The 19,312-nt window shown below is 72.1% G+C and carries 15 protein-coding genes and 1 tRNA gene; 7 read left to right on the forward strand and 9 right to left on the reverse strand.

Translation table 11 applies throughout. From position 1 onward, the window contains the following. Positions 1–40: 40 nt before the first annotated feature. The 5 genes from pth to O3W51_RS05530 form a co-directional block, all read right to left on the reverse strand. Positions 41–640 (reverse strand): aminoacyl-tRNA hydrolase, encoded by a 600-nt coding sequence (gene pth / locus O3W51_RS05510; protein ID WP_187144902.1) that lies wholly within the window; start codon positions 638–640, stop codon positions 41–43. A gap of 86 nt (positions 641–726) precedes the next feature. Beyond that, the gene (locus O3W51_RS05515; protein WP_138354682.1) at positions 727–1,326 is read right to left on the reverse strand and encodes a 50S ribosomal protein L25/general stress protein Ctc; all 600 of its coding nucleotides are present in this window, start codon (positions 1,324–1,326) and stop codon (positions 727–729) included. Positions 1,327–1,531: 205 nt separating this feature from the next. Next, positions 1,532–2,512 carry a ribose-phosphate diphosphokinase gene (locus O3W51_RS05520; protein ID WP_138354681.1) on the reverse strand — a complete coding sequence of 327 codons (981 nt, stop codon included), beginning with the start codon at positions 2,510–2,512 and terminating at the stop codon, positions 1,532–1,534. A gap of 168 nt (positions 2,513–2,680) precedes the next feature. Then, positions 2,681–4,123, reverse strand: a complete 1,443-nt coding sequence (gene glmU, locus O3W51_RS05525; RefSeq protein WP_138354680.1) for a bifunctional UDP-N-acetylglucosamine diphosphorylase/glucosamine-1-phosphate N-acetyltransferase GlmU — start codon at positions 4,121–4,123, stop codon at positions 2,681–2,683. A gap of 110 nt (positions 4,124–4,233) precedes the next feature. Then, positions 4,234–4,305: transfer RNA gene (locus O3W51_RS05530), tRNA-Gln, on the reverse strand. A gap of 200 nt (positions 4,306–4,505) precedes the next feature. On the opposite strand from O3W51_RS05530, the gene O3W51_RS05535 reads away from it, so the two are divergent. Both O3W51_RS05535 and O3W51_RS05540 read left to right on the forward strand, forming a co-directional pair. Then, a complete protein-coding gene (locus tag O3W51_RS05535; protein WP_138354679.1) occupies positions 4,506–5,489 on the forward strand; it encodes an acyl-CoA desaturase in 984 nt (327 codons plus the stop codon). Between the two features lie 88 nt (positions 5,490–5,577). Then, the gene (locus O3W51_RS05540; RefSeq protein WP_138354766.1) at positions 5,578–6,183 is read left to right on the forward strand and encodes a TetR/AcrR family transcriptional regulator; all 606 of its coding nucleotides are present in this window, start codon (positions 5,578–5,580) and stop codon (positions 6,181–6,183) included. A 68-nt stretch (positions 6,184–6,251) separates the two neighbouring features. Here the strand turns inward: O3W51_RS05540 and ppc are convergent, their stop codons facing one another. Beyond that, on the reverse strand, positions 6,252–8,981 hold the full coding sequence (gene ppc, locus O3W51_RS05545) for a phosphoenolpyruvate carboxylase (RefSeq protein ID WP_138354678.1): 2,730 nt from the start codon (positions 8,979–8,981) through the stop codon (positions 6,252–6,254). Positions 8,982–9,208: 227 nt separating this feature from the next. Here ppc and O3W51_RS05550 point away from each other — a divergent pair, with 227 nt between their 5' ends. Further along, a complete protein-coding gene (locus O3W51_RS05550; RefSeq protein WP_269284197.1) occupies positions 9,209–10,606 on the forward strand; it encodes a histidine kinase in 1,398 nt (465 codons plus the stop codon). 32 nt (positions 10,607–10,638) lie between these two features. On the opposite strand, the gene O3W51_RS05555 is transcribed toward O3W51_RS05550, so the two are convergent. Both O3W51_RS05555 and O3W51_RS05560 read right to left on the reverse strand, forming a co-directional pair. After that, the gene (locus O3W51_RS05555; protein ID WP_138354765.1) at positions 10,639–11,130 is read right to left on the reverse strand and encodes an SUKH-3 domain-containing protein; all 492 of its coding nucleotides are present in this window, start codon (positions 11,128–11,130) and stop codon (positions 10,639–10,641) included. Positions 11,131–11,189: 59 nt separating this feature from the next. After that, entirely contained in the window at positions 11,190–11,690 is a 501-nt protein-coding gene (locus O3W51_RS05560; protein ID WP_138354676.1) for a YwqJ-related putative deaminase, read from the reverse strand. A 253-nt stretch (positions 11,691–11,943) separates the two neighbouring features. On the opposite strand from O3W51_RS05560, the gene O3W51_RS05565 reads away from it, so the two are divergent. The 4 genes from O3W51_RS05565 to O3W51_RS05580 all read left to right on the forward strand — a co-directional run bounded on the left by O3W51_RS05565 (position 11,944) and on the right by O3W51_RS05580 (position 17,399). Continuing rightward, complete coding sequence (locus tag O3W51_RS05565) at positions 11,944–12,741, forward strand: sensor domain-containing protein (protein WP_164294436.1); 798 nt, start codon at positions 11,944–11,946, stop codon at positions 12,739–12,741. A gap of 79 nt (positions 12,742–12,820) precedes the next feature. Beyond that, entirely contained in the window at positions 12,821–13,846 is a 1,026-nt protein-coding gene (locus tag O3W51_RS05570) for an SMI1/KNR4 family protein (RefSeq protein WP_138354674.1), read from the forward strand. An 8-nt stretch (positions 13,847–13,854) separates the two neighbouring features. Next, a complete protein-coding gene (locus O3W51_RS05575) occupies positions 13,855–16,290 on the forward strand; it encodes an SUKH-4 family immunity protein (protein WP_269284203.1) in 2,436 nt (811 codons plus the stop codon). A gap of 185 nt (positions 16,291–16,475) precedes the next feature. Then, positions 16,476–17,399 carry a cellulose-binding protein gene (locus O3W51_RS05580; protein ID WP_138356081.1) on the forward strand — a complete coding sequence of 308 codons (924 nt, stop codon included), beginning with the start codon at positions 16,476–16,478 and terminating at the stop codon, positions 17,397–17,399. A gap of 43 nt (positions 17,400–17,442) precedes the next feature. Here the strand turns inward: O3W51_RS05580 and O3W51_RS05585 are convergent, their stop codons facing one another. Then, positions 17,443–18,984: an MFS transporter gene (locus O3W51_RS05585; protein ID WP_443048241.1), complete on the reverse strand. Its 1,542-nt coding sequence runs from the start codon at positions 18,982–18,984 to the stop codon at positions 17,443–17,445. Between the last annotated feature and the right edge of the window lie 328 nt (positions 18,985–19,312).

Genomic DNA, 19,312 nt, shown 5'->3' on the forward strand with positions numbered 1-19,312 from the left:
ACGCCATGGAGTCAACCGCCGCGGCCGACGGCGGCCGGAGTCAGCTGTTGTACGTACTCTGGGCCCGCTCCAGGCCGTCCGAGATCAATGCCTCGACCGCGTCGGCGGAGCGGTCGACGAACCAGTCCAGCTCCTTGCGCTCGGCCGAGGAGAAGTCCTTGAGCACGAAGGCCGCCACATCCATCCGGCCCGGCGGCCGTCCGATGCCGCAGCGCACCCGCAGATAGTCGGGACCCAGCGACTTGGTGATCGACTTCAGGCCGTTGTGGCCGTTGTCGCCACCGCCCAGTTTCAGCCGCAGTGTCGGGTAGTCGATGTCCAGTTCGTCATGGACGGCGATGATCTGCGCGGTGGGCACCTTGTAGAAGTCGCGCAGTGCCGTGACGGGCCCGCCGGAGAGGTTCATGAACGTCATCGGCTTCGCCAGCACGACCCGCTGTCCGCCGATCCGGCCCTCGACCACCTGGGCGCGGCTCTTGTGGGTCTTGAACCTGCTGCGGATCCGCTCCGCGAGCAGATCGGCCACCATGAAGCCGATGTTGTGCCGGTTGCCGGCGTACTCGGGGCCGGGGTTGCCGAGCCCGGCCACCAGCCAGGGCCCCTCGGGGGCGGGTGAACTGCTCATGCTCATGCCGTCCATTCAAGTCCACTGACGTCGCAACCCGAACCGCCGCCCCGCTCCGGTGGGAGCGGGACGGCGGTACGGGACAGCGGAGGCCAGGAGGATCAGGCCTCGGTGGTCTCGCCGGCCGGGGTGGCGGACTCGTCCGCCGGCTCCTCGGCCTGCGGGGCGACGATCTGGATGACGACGGTGTCGCCGTCGATCGTCAGCACGGTGCCTTCCGGCAGCGTGATGTCCTTCGCGAGGATGGCGGCGCCGGCCTCCAGGCCCTCGATGGAGACGGAGACGGAGGTCGGGATGTGGGTGGCCTCGGCCTCGACCGGGAGGGCGTTGAGGACGTGCTCCAGCAGGCCGCCGCCCGGGGCGAGCTCGCCCTCGGTGTGCACGGCCACCTCGACGTTGACCTTCTCGCCGCGCTTCACGGTGAGCAGGTCGACGTGCTTGAGGAAGCCCTTGATGGCGTCACGCTGGACGGCCTTGGGGAGCACGAAGGTGGTCTCACCCTCGACCTCGAGGCTGATCAGGACGTTCTTGGTGCGGAGCGCGAGCAGCAGCGCGTGACCCGGAAGGTTCACGTGCACCGGGGTGGCGCCGTGGCCGTAGACGACACCGGGGACCAGGTTGGCGCGGCGCGCACGACGGGCGGCACCCTTGCCGAATTCGGTGCGGACCTCGGCGCTGAGCTTGACCTCGGATGCGGACATGAGAATCACTCCTCGTAAAGAGACGACTGGCTGGGACACATGTCGCCCGGCCCACGACGGGGGCCGATCCACTTACGAGGAGCGCGCCGATAACGGAGACGAAAAAGCCTCCCTCGCCGAGCAAACTCCAGGAGTCTACCCGGCGGGGAGGCCTTGACGAAATCGATCAACGTCCGGTCAGGACCGGACGCGGTCGATCAATGGTTCAGTGCGAGGCGCCGTCGAAGAGGCTGGTGACCGAGCCGTCCTCGAAGACCTCGCGGATCGCGGAGGCGAGCGTCGGGGCGATCGACAGCACCGTGATCTTGTCCAGCTCCAGCTCGCCCGGGGTCGGCAGCGAGTTGGTGAAGATGAACTCGCTCACCTGCGAGTTCTTCAGCCGGTCGGCGGCCGGGCCGGAGAGCACACCGTGCGTCGACGCCACGATGACGTCCTCGGCGCCGTTCGCGAACAGGGCGTCCGCGGCAGCGCAGATGGTGCCACCGGTGTCGATCATGTCGTCGACGAGCACGCAGATGCGGCCCTTGACGTCACCGACGACCTCGTGGACCGTCACCTGGTTCGCGATGTTGGGGTCGCGGCGCTTGTGGACGATCGCCAGCGGGGCGCCGAGCCGGTCGCACCAGTTGTCGGCCACGCGGACGCGGCCGGCGTCCGGGGAGACGATGGTGAGCTTGGAGCGGTCAACCTTGGCACCCACGTAGTCCGCCAGCAGCGGCAGGGCGATGAGGTGGTCCACCGGGCCGTCGAAGAAGCCCTGGATCTGCGAGGCGTGCAGGTCCACGGCGAGCAGCCGGTCGGCACCCGCGGTCTTGAACAGGTCGGCCATCAGCCGGGCCGAGATCGGCTCGCGGCCGCGGTGCTTCTTGTCCTGGCGGGCGTAGCCGTAGAACGGCAGGATCACGGTGATGCGCTTGGCGGAGGCCCGCTTCAGCGCATCGATCATGATCAGCTGTTCCATGATCCACTTGTTGATCGGAGCGGTGTGGCTCTGGATCACGAACGCGTCGCTGCCGCGCGCGGACTCCTCGAAGCGGACGTAGATCTCGCCGTTCGCGAAGTCGAACGCCTTGGTCGGGACGAGGTCGACACCGAGCTGGTGGGCCACCTCCTCCGCGAGTTCCGGATGAGCGCGTCCGGAGAAGAGCATCAGCTTCTTCTCACCGGTCGTCTTGAGCCCGGTCACACCGTCTCCTTGGTTGTACGGGTCTACGGGGGTTTCGGGGGCAACCCCCGTGAAGACTCAGTTAAGACTCAGTTCGCGGGTTCGTCCTGTGGACGTCAACCTGCGGCATTCTGTGCATCTCTTACGGTACGCCCCGCCGGGGCGGGTCGTGACCCGGCGGGAGTGCCGTTACTCACCCTGACCGGCTCGTTCGGCGGCCTCCGCGGCGGCGCTTCCGGGGCGCTTGCGGGCGACCCAGCCCTCGATGTTCCGTTGCTGGCCACGGGCTACGGCCAGCGAACCGGCCGGTACGTCCTTGGTGATCACGGAGCCCGCGGCGGTGTAGGCGCCGTCCCCGACTGTGACCGGCGCCACGAACATGTTGTCGGAGCCGGTCTTGCAGTAGCTGCCGATCGTGGTGTGGTGCTTGACCTCGCCGTCGTAGTTCACGAAGACGCTCGCGGCGCCGATGTTCGTGTACTCGCCGATCGTCGCGTCGCCCACGTACGACAGGTGCGGCACCTTGGTGCCCTCGCCGATCGTCGCGTTCTTCATCTCGACGTACGTGCCGGCCTTCGCCTTCGCGCCGAGCCGGGTGCCGGGGCGCAGGAAGGCGAACGGGCCGACGGTGGCGTGCTCGCCGATCTCGGCGCTCTGCGCGACCGTGTTGCTCACCTGGGCGCCCGCGCCCACGGTGGTGTCGGTCAGCGTGCAGTTCGGGCCGACCTCGGCGCCCGTGGCCAGGCTGGTGGCCCCGTACAGCTGGGTGTTGGGCAGCACCAAGGTGTCGGGCGCGAACTCGACGGCCACGTCGACCCAGGTCGAGGCCGGGTCGACGATGGTGGCGCCGGCCAGCATCGCCTCGTTGAGCAGCCGGTCGTTGAGCGTGCGGCGGGCCTCGGCGAGCTGCACCCGGTTGTTGATCCCGGCGATCTCGCGGTGGTCCGCGGCGACCGCGGCGCCCACCCGGTGGCCGGCCTCGCGCAGGATGCCGAGGGTGTCCGTGAGGTACTCCTCGCCCTGCGCGTTGTCCGTCGTGACCTTGCCGAGCGCGTCGGCGAGCAGCTGCGCGTCGAAGGCGAAGACCCCGGAGTTGATCTCGGCGATGGCCAGTTGGGCCTCGTTGGCGTCCTTGGTCTCGACGATCCCGGACACCGAGCCGTCGGCGGCCCGCACGATCCGGCCGTAGCCGGCCGGGTCCGGCACCGCGGCGGACAGCACGGTGACGGCGTTGCCGTCGCCCTCGTGCGTCGCGACCAGGGAGCGCAGCGTTCCGGCGGTCAGCAGCGGGGTGTCGCCGCAGGTGATCACGACCGTGCCGGCGAGGACGACGCCCTGGCCCGACAGCGCCTCCAGCGCCATCCGGACCGCGTGCCCGGTGCCGAGCTGCTGGTCCTGCACGGCGGTGCGGGCGGCGGGGTCGATCTCGGCGAGGTGGGCGCCCACCTGCTCGCGGGCGTGGCCGACGACCACGACGAGGTGTTCCGGGTCGAGCGCGCGCGAGGCGGCCACGACATGGCCGACCAGGGTGCGCCCGCAGATGGCGTGCAGGACCTTGGGGAGGGCCGACTTCATGCGGGTGCCCTCACCCGCGGCGAGGACGACGACAGCAGCCGGGCGGTTGGGGCTCACGGAAGGGGCTCCTCGGCTTTGGGTGACGGACACCCGCAGGATACCGGGGGGTATGGGCGGGGAAACACGGGCGGGTCCCGGCCGTGAAGACCGGGACCCGCTACCACAAGCTCCGCCGCCAGGACTCGAACCCGGACAAAGGGCACCAAAAGCCCCGGTGCTGCCAATTACACCACGGCGGACCGACACGCCTGAGCGCGCCTGCGCGTCCCTACTATGCCGCAAGCGACCACGTGAACGCGACGAGGTTCCGGGGTACACGAGCTACAGGGCGTCAGCCCTCCGGGCCTATTGCCTGTTGACGCGACGCTGACATACTTACGTCGCCGTAGGTTACGGTTCCGTAGTAAATCCCCCCATACACCCCCGGTGAGGGACCCTCATGACCGCACAGGCCGACGTGATCACCGAGCCCCGAGACCCCGGGCCCGGCCAATTCGTAACCCTCGCCACCCTTGGTGGCGACAACAAGGGGATGACCGAGCGCATCACCCTCGGCGCCTTCATCGGTGTCCCCTTCGTGGCGCTCGTCGCCGCGATCCCGCTGGCCTGGGGCTGGGGGATGAGCTGGCTGGACCTCGGTCTGATGGTCGGCATGTACTACATCGGCTGCCACGGCATCACCATCGGATTCCACCGGTACTTCACGCACGGCGCCTTCAAGGCCAAGCGCCCGCTGCGGATCGCGCTCGCGGTCGCCGGTTCGCTGGCCGTCGAGGGCCCGGTCGTGCGCTGGGTCGCGGACCACCGCAAGCACCACAAGTACTCCGACGCGGACGGCGACCCGCACTCGCCGTGGCGCTACGGCGAGACCGTGCCGGCCCTCATGAAGGGCCTGTGGTGGGCCCACATCGGCTGGATGTTCGACACCGAGCGGACCCCGCAGGAGAAGTACGCGCCGGACCTGATGAAGGACCCGGCGATCAGGATGATCTCCCGGCAGTTCCTGCTCTTCACCCTCGTCTCGCTCGCGATCCCGCCGCTCGTCGGCGGACTGCTGACGATGACCTGGACCGGCGCGTTCACCGCGTTCTTCTGGGGATCGCTCATCCGGGTGGGCCTGCTCCACCACGTCACCTGGTCGATCAACTCGATCTGCCACGCCGTCGGCGACCGCCCGTTCAAGTCCCGTGACCGGTCCGGCAACGTGTGGTGGCTGGCCGTGCTGTCCTGCGGCGAGTCCTGGCACAACCTGCACCACGCCGAGCCCACCTCGGCCCGGCACGGCGTGCTGCGCGGCCAGCTCGACTCCAGCGCCCGCATCATCCGCTGGTGCGAACAGCTCGGCTGGGCGAGTGACGTCCGGTGGCCCAGCAAGGAGCGGATCGCCGCCCGGCGTAAGGAGAGCGTCAGTGAAGCGGCATGATTGACGCGTGAGCGACGGCAGCAGTACGAGCGGCGAGGGCCCGGACGGAACGACGGGTACGAACGCTCGGCGCGTGCGCCGGGTACGGATGACGGGCAAGGAGCGCCGCGAGCAACTGCTCGACATCGGCCGCACGCTCTTCGCCGAACGCGGCTTCGAAGGCACCTCGGTCGAGGAGATCGCCCATAAGGCCGGGGTGTCCAAACCGGTGGTCTACGAGCACTTCGGCGGCAAGGAAGGGCTCTACGCCGTCGTGGTCGACCGCGAGATGCGCCGGCTCCTGGACATGGTCACCAGTGCTCTCACCGGCGGCCATCCGAGGGAACTTCTGGAACAGGCGGCGTTCGCGCTGCTCGACTACATCGAGCAGTACACCGACGGGTTCCGGATCCTCGTCCGGGACTCGCCGGTCGCGCAGTCCACCGGCACCTTCGCGTCCCTGATCAGCGATATCGCCACCCAGGTCGAGGACATCCTCGGCATGGAGTTCAAGAACCGCGGCTTCGAACCCAAGCTCGCGCCGATGTACGCCCAGGCGCTCGTCGGGATGGTGGCCCTGACCGGCCAGTGGTGGCTCGACGCGCCGCAGCGGCCCGAGAAGGCCGAGGTCGCCGCCCACCTGGTGAACCTGTCCTGGAACGGGCTGTCGGGCATCGAGCCCAAGCCGCGCCTGATCGGGCACCGCAAGAGCTGAGCAGGCGAAAGCCCCCGGACGTCGCGTCCGGGGGCTTTCACCTGTCCTGTGCCGTGCCCGGTGCCGGGTCAGCCGGTGTTGCGCAGACCCGCCGCCACACCGTTGACGGTCAGCAGCAGGGCACGTGACAGCAGCGGGTCCGCCTCCTCGCCCCGGGCGGCCGCCTCGCGCTGGCGCGAGAGCAGGGCGACCTGGAGGTACGAGATCGGGTCGAGGTACTGGTCGCGGATGTGGAACGTCTGCGCCAGCGCCGGGTCGCCGGCCAGCAGCTCCTTCTCACCGGTGATCCGCAGCACTTCCTGGACGGTGAGCGCGTGCTCGGCCTCGATGGTGTCGAAGACGTGCTTCAGCTCGTCGGGCACCAGGGTGTCCACGTAGTGCCGGGCGATCCGCAGATCCGTCTTGGCCAGCGTCATCTCGACGTTGGACAGGAAGTTGCGGAAGAAGTGCCAGTTGGCGTGCGCCTCGTCGATGACGGAGCCGAGGCCGGCGTCCCGCGCGGCCTTGAGCCCGGAGCCGACGCCGAACCAGCCCGGGACGATCTGCCGGGACTGCGTCCAGCCGAACACCCACGGGATGGCCCGCAGCCCGTCCAGGCCCGCGCCGGAGTCCGGACGGCGGGAGGGACGGGAGCCCAGGTGCAGCTCGGCGAGCTGGTCCACCGGGGTGGAGGCGAAGAAGTACGACGGCAGGTCCGGGTCCTCGACGAGGCGCCGGTACGCGTTGTGCGCCGCGTCCGAGATGGTGTCCATCGCCGCGTCCCAGCGGGCCAGCGCCTCGTCGGACTGGCGCGGCGAGGTGTGCAGCGCGGAGGCCTGCAGCGTCGCCGCGACGGTCAGTTCGAGGTTCTCGCGGGCCAGCGACGGGATCAGGTACTTGTCGGAGATGACCTCGCCCTGCTCGGTCACCTTGATCTCGCCCTCCAGCGTGCCCCACGGCTGCGCGAGGATCGCGGTGTGCGAGGGGCCGCCGCCACGGCCGACGGTGCCGCCGCGGCCGTGGAAGAGCCGCAGCCGTACGCCGTAGCGGTGCGCGACATCGCGCAGCCGGCGCTGGGCGCGGTGGATCTCCCACTGCGAGGTGGTGATACCGCCGAACTTGGAGGAGTCGGAGTACCCGAGCATGACCTCCTGCACATCGCCGCGCAGCGAGACCAGCCGGCGGTACGACGGGTCGGCGAGCATCTCGTCGAGGATCCGGTCCGCCTCCTTCAGCTCGTCCGTCGTCTCCAGCAGCGGGACGATGCCGATCTGGGCGACGCCGCCGTGCAGGTCGATCAGACCGGCCTCACGGGCCAGCACCGCCGCGGCGAAGACATCGTCCGCGCCCTGGCACATCGAGATGATGTACGACTCGACGACCTCGGGGCCGAAGCGCCCGAACGCCTCGCGGATGGTGTGGAAGACACCGAGGGTCTTCGCGCCGGCCGCGTCCAGCGGGGCCGGGGTGCCGGCCAGCGGACGGCGCGAGCGCAGCTCCTTCGCGAGCAGCTTGCGCCGGTAGTCGCGGGGCATGTCCGCGTACCGCCAGGACTCCTCGCCGAGCCGGTCGAAGAGCTGGCCGAGCGCGTGGTGATGGGCGTCCGCGTGCTCGCGGACGTCCATCGTGGCGAGCTGCAGCCCGAAGGCGGCGAGCGTGCGGATGGTGCGTTCCATCCGGCCGTCCGCCATCAGCTCACCGCGGTTGGCACGCAGCGAGGTCTGGATGAGCGCGAGGTCCTGCAGCAGCTCCGCGCTGCCCAGGTAGTCGCGGCCCGCGACGTGCGCGCTGCCGGCGGCGAGCCGCTCGCGGGTGTTGACGAGCTTCTGCCGGACGCACGTGGCCTTGAGGCGGTACGGCTCCTCGGCGTTCAGCCGCTTGTAGCGCGGGCTGATCTCCGGAAGCGCCGCCAGGTCGGCGTCGAGCGAGGTGAGCAGCTCCGGGGTTGCGCCGCAGTTGCGGATCGAGTTGGAGAGCGCGCCGCGCAGGAAGTCGACCAGTTCCAGGGCGTCGGTGATGCCGTGCTCGTGCTGCAGGATCAGGACGTCCCAGGTGACCTCGGGGGTCACGTTCGGGTTGCCGTCGCGGTCGCCGCCGATCCAGGTGCCGAAGGTCAGCGGGCGGGTCTCGGGCGGCAGCGGCACACCGACCCGCTCCAGCTCGGCCGACAGGTCCTCGAGGACGTCACCGACGGCCCCGGCGTGCAGCTCGTCGAGGTAGTAGATCGCGTTGCGCGCCTCGTCGGCGGGCTCCGGGCGCACCACGCGCAGCTCGTCGGTCTGCCACAGCAGGTCGATGTTCTCGGCCAGCCGCAGGTCGGCGCGGCGGCGGTCGCCGGTCCCGTCCTGGTGCGCGTCGAGCAGCTCGGCGATGCGGCGCAGCTTGTTCAGCACGCTGCGGCGGGCCGCCTCGGTCGGGTGCGCGGTGAACACCGGCCGCACATTGAGGTGCTTGACGGTCTCGCGGACGTGGTCCGGGTCGGCGTCCTTCATCAGGTCCGCCGTCTGGCTGAGCAGACCGCCCTCGGAGGCGCGGCGGGCGCGCAGCTCACGGCCGCGGTGCACCTGCTCGGTGACGTTCGCCAGGTTGAAATAGGTGGAGAAGGCCCGCACCAGCTTCGCGGCGGTCTGCAGGTCCGTCTTCCCGAGGAGGGCGGCGGCGGCCTCGCCGTCGGAGCGGGTCAGGGCCCGCACCTTCTCGACGAGGTCGAGTAGCTCCTGGCCCTCCTGGCGGACGAGCGTTCCGCCGAGGAGTTCGCCCAGCCGGCGGATGTCGGCGCGCAGGGCTGGGCTGTCCGTTGCGTTGTCGGCGCTGCTCACAGGTGCGGCTCCTAGTGCAGGGGGATGGGCGACGGCTGATCTCCCCGCCGGTGGATGGGCGGAGTGGGGCGGACCGCGCTGTCCGACCCGACCAGGATAGGTCGGGTCACCGCCGGGCACGGCCCCCGCCCATCTGGCGGACACCCCTATGCGCCGACGGCCGCCCCCCTGGCCGCCCCAGGACACCGGACCCCTGCCCGCGCGGTACACGGCCTAGGCTGGACCGTATGAGTACGACGGGGGCGCACGTACCGGATGACAGGGGTGGGGGCCGGGCACGGCCCGGCCCGTGGTGGTGGCCGAGGCGGCGCAGCCTCGTGCTCGACGCGACGCTGGCCGCTGTGTCGGCGCTCGAATGCTTTGTCGAAGGGGCGTCCTTCGCGGAGAAGGCCGGGATCGAGCCCGGCATCGGCGCCGTCTTCGGGCTGCTCGTCGGCGCGTCGCTGCTGCTGCGCCGCCGCTGGCCGATCGCGATCGTCCTGATCGCCATCGCGGTGACCCCCGCGCAGCTCGGGTTCCTGCTCGGCATCGTCGGCCTCTACACGCTGGCGGCCTCCGAGGTCCCGCGCCGCATCACCGCCACCCTGGCCGGGATGAGCGGGGTCGGCACGATGATCGTCGCGTTCATCCAGATGCGCGACAGCCTGCGGCAGGACAGCAACACCCCGATGCCGGTCATCGTGATCACCTCGGTCCTGATGGCCCTCGGGCTGACCGCGCCGCCGGTGCTGCTCGGGCTGTACGTCCGGGCCCGGCGCCGGCTGGTGGAGAGCCTGCGGGAGCGTGCCGACGGTCTGGAGCGGGAACTGACGCTGCTCGCCGAGAAGGCGACCGAGCGGGCGGAACGGGCCCGTTCCGACGAGCGGACCCGGATCGCCCGGGAGATGCACGACGTGGTCGCGCACCGGGTGAGCCTGATGGTGGTGCACGCGGCGGCGCTCAAGGCCGTCGCCCTGAAGGACCCGGAGAAGGCGTCCGCGAGCGCGGAGCTGCTGGGGGACATGGGGCGGCAGGCGCTCAACGAGCTGCGCCAGATGCTCGGCGTCCTGCGGACGGCGCAGGTGATGAACGGCGCGGGCACCGGGAGCACCCTGGCCTTCACGGAGCTGGGCAGCGGCAACGCTTCCGGGGCGGCGCGGACCGCCGGGCCTTCCGACGGGGCGGGCAGCGGGCCGCAGGCCGGCGCCCGGCAGCCGGACGGCCCGTGCCTCGCCGAACTGGAGGCGCTCGTCGAGGAGTCCCGCGCGGCGGGGATGCGCGTCGAGCTGACCGTCGAGGGCGAGGTCCGGGCGTGCGAGGACCAGGTCGAGCGGACCGCGTACCGCGTCGTCCAGGAGGCCCTCACCAACGTTCACAAGCACGCCCCGGGCGCCGGTACCGAGGTGCGGCTCGCCTACCGGGAGGCCGAGGTCGCCGTCCGCGTCGAGAACGGCCCGTCCGACGGCTCACCTGCCGCGGCACTGCCCAGCGGCGGCCACGGCCTCGTCGGGATGAAGGAGCGCGTCACCGCGCTCGGCGGCGGCTTCGTCGCGGGGCACACCGAGGCCGGCGGCTTCCGGGTCTCCGCCATGATCCCGGCGCTGCCCGTCGTCGCGGTGCCCACCGGACCGCCGGCCGCCGGCTGAGCGGACGGCCGGGCGGGCGTGCCGGGCAGCCGTCAGGCGGTGGTCAGCCGGTTCGGCCGGCCGCCGCTGACCAGGGTGGTCAGGGCGCTGTCGATGTCGGCGCCGAGATACCAGTCCCCGGTGTGGTCGATGGCGTAGACATGGCCGTTCGCGTCGATCGCGAGCAGCGAGCCCGAGCCCATCTCCTCGCCGAGCGGGGACACCTCGGTCTCCAGCGCACGGCCGAGGTCGGCGAGGGTCCTGGCGAGATGGAGTCCGCGCAGCGGGTTGACCAGGACCGGCGTCGGGGCGATCTGCCGGCCGGGGCCGGTGGTGGCGGGTATGGCGAGGCCGCCGAACTCCGCCCAGGCCTCCACGGCCGCCGGGGAGACGGCGTGCGTGTGCCCGGCGGGGGAGGAGTGCGCCCGCAGTGCGTCCGCCCACACCTCGGCCTGCTTGATGTCCCAGCGGCCGGGCTGCCAGCCGGCCGACCGCAGGGCGGCGTCCACACCGACCGGGAACCGGGTGCTCGGGGAGCTCGGCATACCGGCGGCGTGGTTCACACCGTTCACGCTGTTCGGGTCCCGCAGGGCGTTCGGGTCGCTCACGCCGCCTCCGCCGACGGGTCGACCGGCCGCACGCCGAAATGCGCCAGCAGCGGCCCGCAGGAGCGGCAGGGCGGCGCGTACGAGCCGTGCTCGGGGTCACCGTCCTCACGTATACGGCGGGCGGTGAGCCGCGCGCCACGCAATGCCTTACGGGCCTCACTCTGCGTGAGCGGCTTGCGGGCCGCGCGCTTGCTGCGCGAGGCGTCCACGGCGGAGAGGAACCGGGAGAGCAGCACGGGCTCCGGACAGCGTCCGGTGAAGCGCTCGCGCTGGGCGACCGGCAGGGTGTCGAGGAAGTCCTGGACGATCGGATGCAGCGCCGGTGCCTGCTCGGCCTTGCTCCCGGTGCAGGTCAGCACCTCGTCGCGGATGGACAGCGCGGCGGCGACGGCCGGCAGGATGCCGTCCCGCCGGTGCCGCAGAACGGGTGGCCCCGCGGTGTCGGCGCCCATGGCACTCCAGGTGAGCCGCGGATCCGCGGCGTCCGTTGTCTGCATGGTGGTGCGTCCTCCTGTCCGCCCGCCGGAGCGGGCGATCCCCCGTTTACAAGACTCAGAGTGCCAAAGGTGTCAGGAGGTGGGGAAGTCGGGTGCGGTGTGCGGAACATCCTGTGTGTCCCATGTCACCGTGGTGTGACGGATCGTCGGCGGAGTGGAAACGGCTTGGACGGGGCAGCAGATGGGCCGGAAGGATGGGCCGCAGCTCGCATTCGCGGGCGGAACGTTCCGTCCACGAGGGAGAGTTGCCGGCATGCGCGCTCGGTCCCGCACCACCACTCGCACCAATGTCCGTATCCGCCAAGCCGTCACGGCCGCCGCCGTGCTGCCCGTTCTGGCACTGGCCGCCGCCTGTTCCGGCGATGACGGCGGGAGCGGCGACGGGAAGGGCAAGGACGGCGCGACGACGGCTCCCGCGACGTCCGCGGCCGGGTCCTCGACGGGGGCCGCCAAGGCGCCGCTGACCGCAGCGCAGTTGAGGTCGGCGCTGGTCAAGGACACCGAGGTGCCCGGCTACAAGATCGAGGCGTCGAAGAACGAGGCGATGAGCCCCGACGACGTGATGACGACGGACAAGCCCGAGTGCCAGCCGCTCGCCGATCCGCCCAGCACCCGGCCGAAGTACGCGCGCAAGGCGTTCGTCGGCGCCTCGGTCGGCAAGATCGACCCGGCCAATCTGCCGGCCGGCGTCGAGCTGACCCAGATGCTGCTCGCCAGCCACGCCCCCGGTGAGGCCGGGAAGATGGTCGCCGACATCCGGCAGGCGCTGGACAAGTGCACCGCGTTCACGGCCACCGACGGCACCGGCAAGAAGATCCCGTTCGCGATCCGGAAGGGCCCCGCGGTCACCGTGGGCGACGAGGCCGTCTCGTACGTCATGGCGGACACCGGCGACAAGGAGGGCGGCACGGCACTGGTCACCGTCGTGCGCACCGGCGACGCCAGCGTCACGTATCTGTCGGTGAAGGGGACCGGCCAGGCGGGCGACCCGCCCCTCGTCGTCGCCCGCAAGCAGGACACGAACCTGAAGGCCGCGGAGGCCGCCGGCTGAGCCGGACGGGGGCGGAAGCCGACCTTGCCACACCCCATAGGCTGTGTTCATCAGCCAGACGCAGCAGGGGGCAACCGCCATGACGACAGGTCGGCCAGGGCTGGGGGCACCTCCCAGCCCCCGGACCGGGGGACGGACCGTGCCACCGAACGCGGCCTACGCCGGTCAGGTCGTGCACTTCCCGGACCCGGTGCGCGCCGCCCGGCACCCCCAGGGTGTCTGGGTCGACGACGACGGCTACCCGGATTTCTCGGCGTTCGCGAGAGCGGCGGCGGAGATCGCGGAACCGCCCGAGGGCTTCGGCGTGGACGAGCTCCGGCTGACCGATTGCGTGTCGGCCAACGCCGCGATGCACGCCGCGGGACACGAGTTGTGGGGCAGCCTGCCGCCCGTCGCGACCCCGCACGGCTGGACCTGGCACCACGTCGCGGGCACCCGGCGGCTGGAGCTGATCCCCGTCGAGGTCAAGGCCCTGCTGCGGCACCACGGCGGCCTCGCCGTCTCGACCGCCGACCACTCCAAGCGCGGCACCCGCCCGCTCCAGGAGACCCGCCCCGTGCACTTCGGGCTGCCCAAGGCGACGCCCCACCAGAGCGGTGTGGCGGTCACCGAGCAGCAGGTCCTGGACGTCGAGGAGGAGCTGGGCTACCGGCTCCCCGGCGCCTACCGCACCTTCCTGAAGGCGGCCGGCGGCTGCGCCCCGGCCGGGGTCGCGCTCGACCCGGACCTGGGACTGCTGCTGGACCAGCCGTTCTTCACGGTGCGTGACGAGGCCGCCGTCAACGACCTCGTGTACGTCAACAAATGTCTGCGCGACCACTTCACCAAGGACTACCTGGCCATCGGCTACGTCCAGGGCGGAGTGCTCGCGGTGAAGGTCAAGGGCGACAGCACCGGCTCGGTCTGGTTCTGCGCCTACGACGACGCGCGGGACGGCGACCACTGGTCGTCCCCGCAGGAGCGGGTCGCGGAGCTGCTGCTGCCGTGCGGTGACTCGCTCGACGCGTTCCTGCTGCGGCTGGCGGGAAATCCGCCGGAGTTGGAGACAGTGGCGAACCTGATGGTGGACGGTGGCTTCGCCAGTGCCGTCCCGGTGGAGGGGTGAAGCAGGGAATGGTCACTTTCGCGCAGGCGCAGGAGCGCGCCGAGCGGTGGATCAACGGTGACGTCCCGGCGTACCAGGCCCGCGAGGTGCGGGTGCGGGAGTTCGACCTGGGCTTCGTCGCCTGGTCCGAGCCCCGCGAGGACGGTCCGTCGAGCGATGACGGACAGGTGCGGCTGGTCATCGCGCGGGACAGCGGAGAGGCCACGCTGTGGCCGGGTCTGCCGGTCGGCGAGGTCATCCGCCGCTACGAGGAGGAGTACGGCGCGGTGCCGAACGACACCCCGCCGACGCCGCCCCAACGGCTCGATCTGGAGGCGACGTCCTTCCTGATCAGTCCACCGCAGTGGCTGCAGGACGCGGCGGACAAGATGGGCATCCCGGACCGCCGCCCCGGCGCGGCTCCGGCCGCGGCCCCCGACGCACCGGTCGTGCCGGCCCCCGCGCCGGTGCCGTCCCAGGCGTCCGTCGAGATCGACTCCGGGGCCTGGTCCGGCCGCACCACCAGTGCCCCGGACGACTCCGTCTCCGTCCCCATCCCCGCCACGGTCTTCGCCCCGCCGATCTCCGACTCCGACGAGGCGCACACCCCGCCGCCGATGGCCGGCGCCGAGGCCAAGACCGAACTGATGCCGCAGGGCAGCTCGCTGCCCGCGACGATCATCGCCCCGCCGGAGGGCGCCGGCTTCCCGATCGCGCCCGCGACGCCCGGCGCCGGCGGTCCCGGCCGGCCGCCGGGCCCCGGTTACGCCCGTCCCGGCCTGCCGCCGCCGTCAGGTCCCGGCGTGGCGCTGCCGCCGCCCGCGGGTCTCGCGACCCCGGGCGGACCCGGTGGCCCCGGCACTTCGGGGAGCGCAGCAGCGGACATCGCCGACGCGGAGACCGCGAAGGCGGTGCGCGGCAGCGTGCCGTCCGCGGGTCCCGGACGGCGCAGCCCGGACGCCCCGCCGCCGCCCAGCGGGCCCCACGCGCCCGGAGCCCCGGGTGCTCCCGGCGCTCCGGCCGGCGGGGGATACCTGCCGACGCAGCTGGTGCCGGCGCGCGGTCGGAACGACCCCGGTCCGGCCGCTCCCGGTGCCCCCGGCACCCCGGGCAGCCCGCCGTCGTCCGGCGGTGTGAACTACGCGGCGACGATGCTCGCGGGTCCCGGTGTCGGTGGTCCGGGTGCTCCCGGTGGTCCTGGTGGTCCGCCGCCTCCTCCCGGTGTGATCGGTGGTTCGGGCCCGGGTGGTCCGCCGCCCCCGCCCGGTGTCCCCGGCGGTGGCCGCGGCGCTCCGCCGACCCCGCCGGGCCCCGGCGGGCCCGGTGCCGGTGCCCCGTACGCAGCGACGATGCTGGCCGGCCCGAACCCCGGTGGCCCTGGTGGTCCAGGCGGTCCCGGCATGCCGCCACCGCCGCCGCCCGGAGCCGCGGCCCCGCCGCCCCCCGGCGGTTACGGATACCCGCAGCCGCCGGCCGGTGTGCCGACGGTCGGCCCCGGCTACATGGCCGTCCTGAGCTACCGCGCGCACGACGGTTCGCAGCAGCAGCTGATCCGCCGCTCGGCGCCGGGCACTCCGCACCCGGAGTGGCAGATCCTGCACGAGCTGCGCGCGCTCAACGTGCCGCCGCAGCAGGTGCTGGAGCTGCACACGGAGCTGGAGGCGTGCGATCTGCCGGGCGGCTACTGCGCCCGGATGATCCGCGAGACCTGGCCCCAGGTGCGGATCAGCCACACGGCCCCGTACGGCCGCGAGCACGCCTCGCGCCAGCAGGGTGTCCAGCATCTGCTGACGCACCAGGGCGAGTTGCACCAGGTCGCGTCGGCGCCGGCGCGGCCGCAGCCGCAGCGGGTGCCGATGCCGGACCCGAACCAGGTCCAGCGGGTACCGCCGATCCCGCTCGAGGGGATCGGCCACGAGCTGGCGCAGGCGTTCGGGCCGCAGGGCCTGTTCCGGTTCGACCAGCGTGCGGTCTCCCGCCAGGGGGTGCCGGACATCGTCGCGCAGACCCTGATGTGGGCCGGGCTGCCGGTGGACTTCGGGCCGTTCTTCTGGGCGCAGGCCCAGCCGGGCCGCCCGGTGCCGACGCTCGCCGAACTGGCGCAGGAGCGCGGGGTGCAGCCGGCCTCGGACGCGGGCTCGTACCTGGTCATGGGCAATGACTTCGGGCGCCAGCTGTGTGTGCAGTACGGCACCGCGCACATCGTCGCGGTGCCGCTCGAAGCGGGCCCGGGCGGGCAGCCGGTGCCGCCGCAGTTCGTGAACTCCAGCCTGCCGGAGTTCGCCCGCTGCCTCGCCCTGCTCGGGCGGATGTGGCGGCTGCGGATCGGGCTCACGCCCGACCAGGCCGGCCGCTGGACGGTCGACTTCCAGGCGCAGCTCGCGGCGCAGGACCCGGCCGCGATCGCCTCGCCGGACAACTGGTGGGCCGTACTGATCGAGCAGATGTGGGACGGCCTGCTCTGACGCTCCCCGCTGTGTCCTGATCCCCGGGCGGCCCCGGTCCGGATTATCCGGACCCGGGCCGCCGCGCTATGTACGGGCGATGGGTTGGGTAGGGGTAGGTCGGAGTGTCGCGGTATACACAATTCAGACATATCGGCAAAAATGGATTACAGAGTACGGTTCGGAAGGACGGCGAGGGGCAGCGCATGAGCAGCACGGCAACACCTCACGGCTTCGACACCGTTCGCGGGCGCGGCTACCGGGTGGAACAGGTCGAACGCTTCCTCGAGGAACTGTCCGAGGACCGCGACGCGGCCTGGGAGCGGGCCGCCCGGCTCACTGTTCTCGCGAACGAGATGGACACCGAGGCCAAGGCGCTGCGGGAATCCGTCGACGCGCTCGGCCCGGCGAGTTACGAGACGCTGAGCGCGAGCGCGCAGGAACTGCTGCGCCTCGTGCAGGAAGAGGCCGCGGCGGTCAGGGAGCGCGCCGAGAACGAGATCCAGTACGCCCACGACGCCGCGGAGACCGCCCGCCGCGCCCTCCAGGACGAGGCCAGGGCCGCCGCCGCCGAGCGGCGCGCGGTCGCGGAGGACCAGGCAGGACGGGTGCTCGACGTGGCACGCGGCCGCGCCGGCGAGATCCTCACGGAAGCGCAGACCGAGGCCGGCCTGGTACGCGGCGAGGCCGAGCAGGCCCTGGAGGCCACCCGGCAGGACACCACGCGCACCCTCACCGATCTCGACAAGGAACAGCGCGAGCGGCTGGACGCCTTCGAGCACGAGATGGCCGAGCGCGAGGCCGGCGTCGACAGCCGGATCGGCGAGCTGACCGGCTACGCGGAGCGCCGCTTCGAGGACGCCAGGACGGCGCGCGCCGAGGCCGAGGAGTTCGCGCGGCACGGGCAGGAGGACGCCGAAGCCCGGGCGGCCGCCCTGCTCGCGGAGGCCCGCATGCGGGAGGAGCGCATCCGGCGCGAGAGCGAGCGGGAACTGCGCGAGCACGAGGAGCGCCGCGAGGAGATCCGCGCCCACCTCGCCCACGTCCGCAGCAGCCTCGCGGCCCTCACCGGCCGCCCGCTGCCCGACGACGATCCCTCGGTCCCGGAACCTGGCCCGGCCCCGGAGTAGCGGAACGGGCGGCCGTCGGTCCCCGTCCGTCGGTCCCCGTCCGTCAGTCCCCGTCCGTCAGGACGGGGAAGCGGCGCGGGGCGACGAACAGCAGCACCAGCACGGCCGCCCCGGCCGCCGCCGCGGCGCCCACGTAGACGTGGTCGACCGCGGCCGCCACCGCCCGGCGCACCGGCTCGGCCGCCCCGCCCGGCGGCGTCAGCGAAGCCGGCGCCGCGCCCAGCCGGGCCACCAGCGTGTGGTTGGCGACGGCGCCGAAGACCGCCGCGCCCACGCTCTGCCCGACCTGGCGGCAGAAGAGCACCGACGAGGTCGTCGTCGCCCGCTCCGCCCACCCGACAGTGGACTGCACACCGACGATCAGCGGCAGTTGGAAGAGCCCCAGCGCGCCGCCGAGCAGCAGCATCAGCAACGCGGGCTGCCAGGCCGGCCCGCCGTAGGGCAGCAGCGGGAACGCGGCGAGGATCGCGGTGGCGCAGCTCATGCCGATGACGGCGCTGTTGCGGAAGCCGATCCGCAGATAGACGCGGCTGCTCAGGGCCGCCGACAGCGGCCAGCTCAGCGTCATGACGGACAGCACGAACCCGGCGGCGACCGGCCCGAGCCCCAGGACCGTCTGGGCGTAGGTCGGCAGGAAGACCGTCGGCGCGATCATGAGCAGCCCGAGCGCGCCGAGCGCCAGGTTCACGGAGACGATGACCCGCCGCCGCCACACCCAGCCCGGGATGATCGGCTCGGCGGCGCGCCGTTCGATCACCACCGTGCCGGCGGTGCAGACGGCGCTGGCGGCGAACAGGGTGAGGGACTGCCAGGACAGCCAGGACCACGCGATGCCGCCCTGGACGAGGGCGAGGAGCAGCAGCCCGCCGGCGAGGAAGAGCGCGACCGCGCCGGGCCAGTCGATGCGGTGGCGGGTGCGGGTGATGTGCTCGTGCAGGTGGCGGAGGATGAGGACGAGGGCGGCCGCGCCGACCGGCAGGTTGATCAGGAAGATCCAGCGCCAGTCGCCGTATCCGGCGAGGAAGCCGCCGGCCAGCGGTCCCGCGATGGCGGAGACCGCCCACACGGTGGAGAGCGCCGCCTGTATGCGGCCGCGTTCCTTCAGCCCGTACAGATCGGCGGCCACGGTCTGCACAGTGCCCTGGATCGCGCCGCCGCCCAGCCCCTGGACGATCCGGAAGGCGATCAGGCTCGCCATGTTCCAGGCGCCCGCGCACAGCAGCGAGCCGAGCAGGAAGAGCGCGATGCCGGCCAGCAGCACCGGTTTGCGGCCGAAGGTGTCGGCGAGCTTGCCGTACACCGGCAGCGTCACCGTCACGGCCAGCAGATAGCCGGAGAAGAGCCAGGAGAACACCGAGAGGCCGCCGAGGTCGCCGACGATCTGCGGGACGGCCGTCGAGATGATCGTGGAGTCCATCGCGGCGAGCGCCATGGCGAGCATCAGCGCGGCCACGATCCGGCCGCGCCGGGGTGGGCGCGCGGGCTCCGCCGCGGCCGATGACCGGGCCGTACGTTCCACAGGACCGCTCACGGCGGCTCCCTCCCCTGGCGTGCACAGCAGTGTGTGTACACCGCACCATTCCATGCGGGACCGGGGTCGCGACAGCCGGTATCGGCGGCATCGTCGCAGGTGGAACAAGGTTCTTGCACCTCACGTGGCGTGAGGGCAGATCATCGACCCCGAGGTCGCGGACGGTTGGATGTCGGCGACCCTTAGGGGAAAGTACTCACTTCCGCCTACTCGATGTTCGTACTGGCGGAGGACGTTCGGGAGGCCTGGTGCTCCTTAGGGTCATCAGTGGGACGTGGTGGGGCTAACCCCACCAGCAAGACGGAGACCTGCCCCATCGCCGCGACCCCAGGCTTACCAGCACTCTGATAACGCGCGACAGGGTCCACCAGGTTCCGCAGGA

Source organism: Streptomyces sp. H39-C1 (assembly GCF_027158125.1).
GTDB classification, from domain to species: domain Bacteria; phylum Actinomycetota; class Actinomycetes; order Streptomycetales; family Streptomycetaceae; genus Actinacidiphila; species Actinacidiphila fildesensis.

Coding starts and splice junctions, on each gene's coding strand:
- pth (WP_187144902.1), bottom strand. CDS start 640: ATGGACGGCATGAGCATGAGCAGTTCACCCGCCCCCGAGGGGCCCTGG.
- O3W51_RS05515 (WP_138354682.1), bottom strand. CDS start 1,326: ATGTCCGCATCCGAGGTCAAGCTCAGCGCCGAGGTCCGCACCGAATTC.
- O3W51_RS05535 (WP_138354679.1), top strand. CDS start 4,506: ATGACCGCACAGGCCGACGTGATCACCGAGCCCCGAGACCCCGGGCCC.
- O3W51_RS05540 (WP_138354766.1), top strand. CDS start 5,578: ATGACGGGCAAGGAGCGCCGCGAGCAACTGCTCGACATCGGCCGCACG.
- O3W51_RS05550 (WP_269284197.1), top strand. CDS start 9,209: ATGAGTACGACGGGGGCGCACGTACCGGATGACAGGGGTGGGGGCCGG.
- O3W51_RS05555 (WP_138354765.1), bottom strand. CDS start 11,130: ATGCCGAGCTCCCCGAGCACCCGGTTCCCGGTCGGTGTGGACGCCGCC.
- O3W51_RS05560 (WP_138354676.1), bottom strand. CDS start 11,690: ATGCAGACAACGGACGCCGCGGATCCGCGGCTCACCTGGAGTGCCATG.
- O3W51_RS05565 (WP_164294436.1), top strand. CDS start 11,944: ATGCGCGCTCGGTCCCGCACCACCACTCGCACCAATGTCCGTATCCGC.
- O3W51_RS05570 (WP_138354674.1), top strand. CDS start 12,821: ATGACGACAGGTCGGCCAGGGCTGGGGGCACCTCCCAGCCCCCGGACC.
- O3W51_RS05575 (WP_269284203.1), top strand. CDS start 13,855: ATGGTCACTTTCGCGCAGGCGCAGGAGCGCGCCGAGCGGTGGATCAAC.
- O3W51_RS05580 (WP_138356081.1), top strand. CDS start 16,476: ATGAGCAGCACGGCAACACCTCACGGCTTCGACACCGTTCGCGGGCGC.
- O3W51_RS05585 (WP_443048241.1), bottom strand. CDS start 18,984: ATGGAATGGTGCGGTGTACACACACTGCTGTGCACGCCAGGGGAGGGA.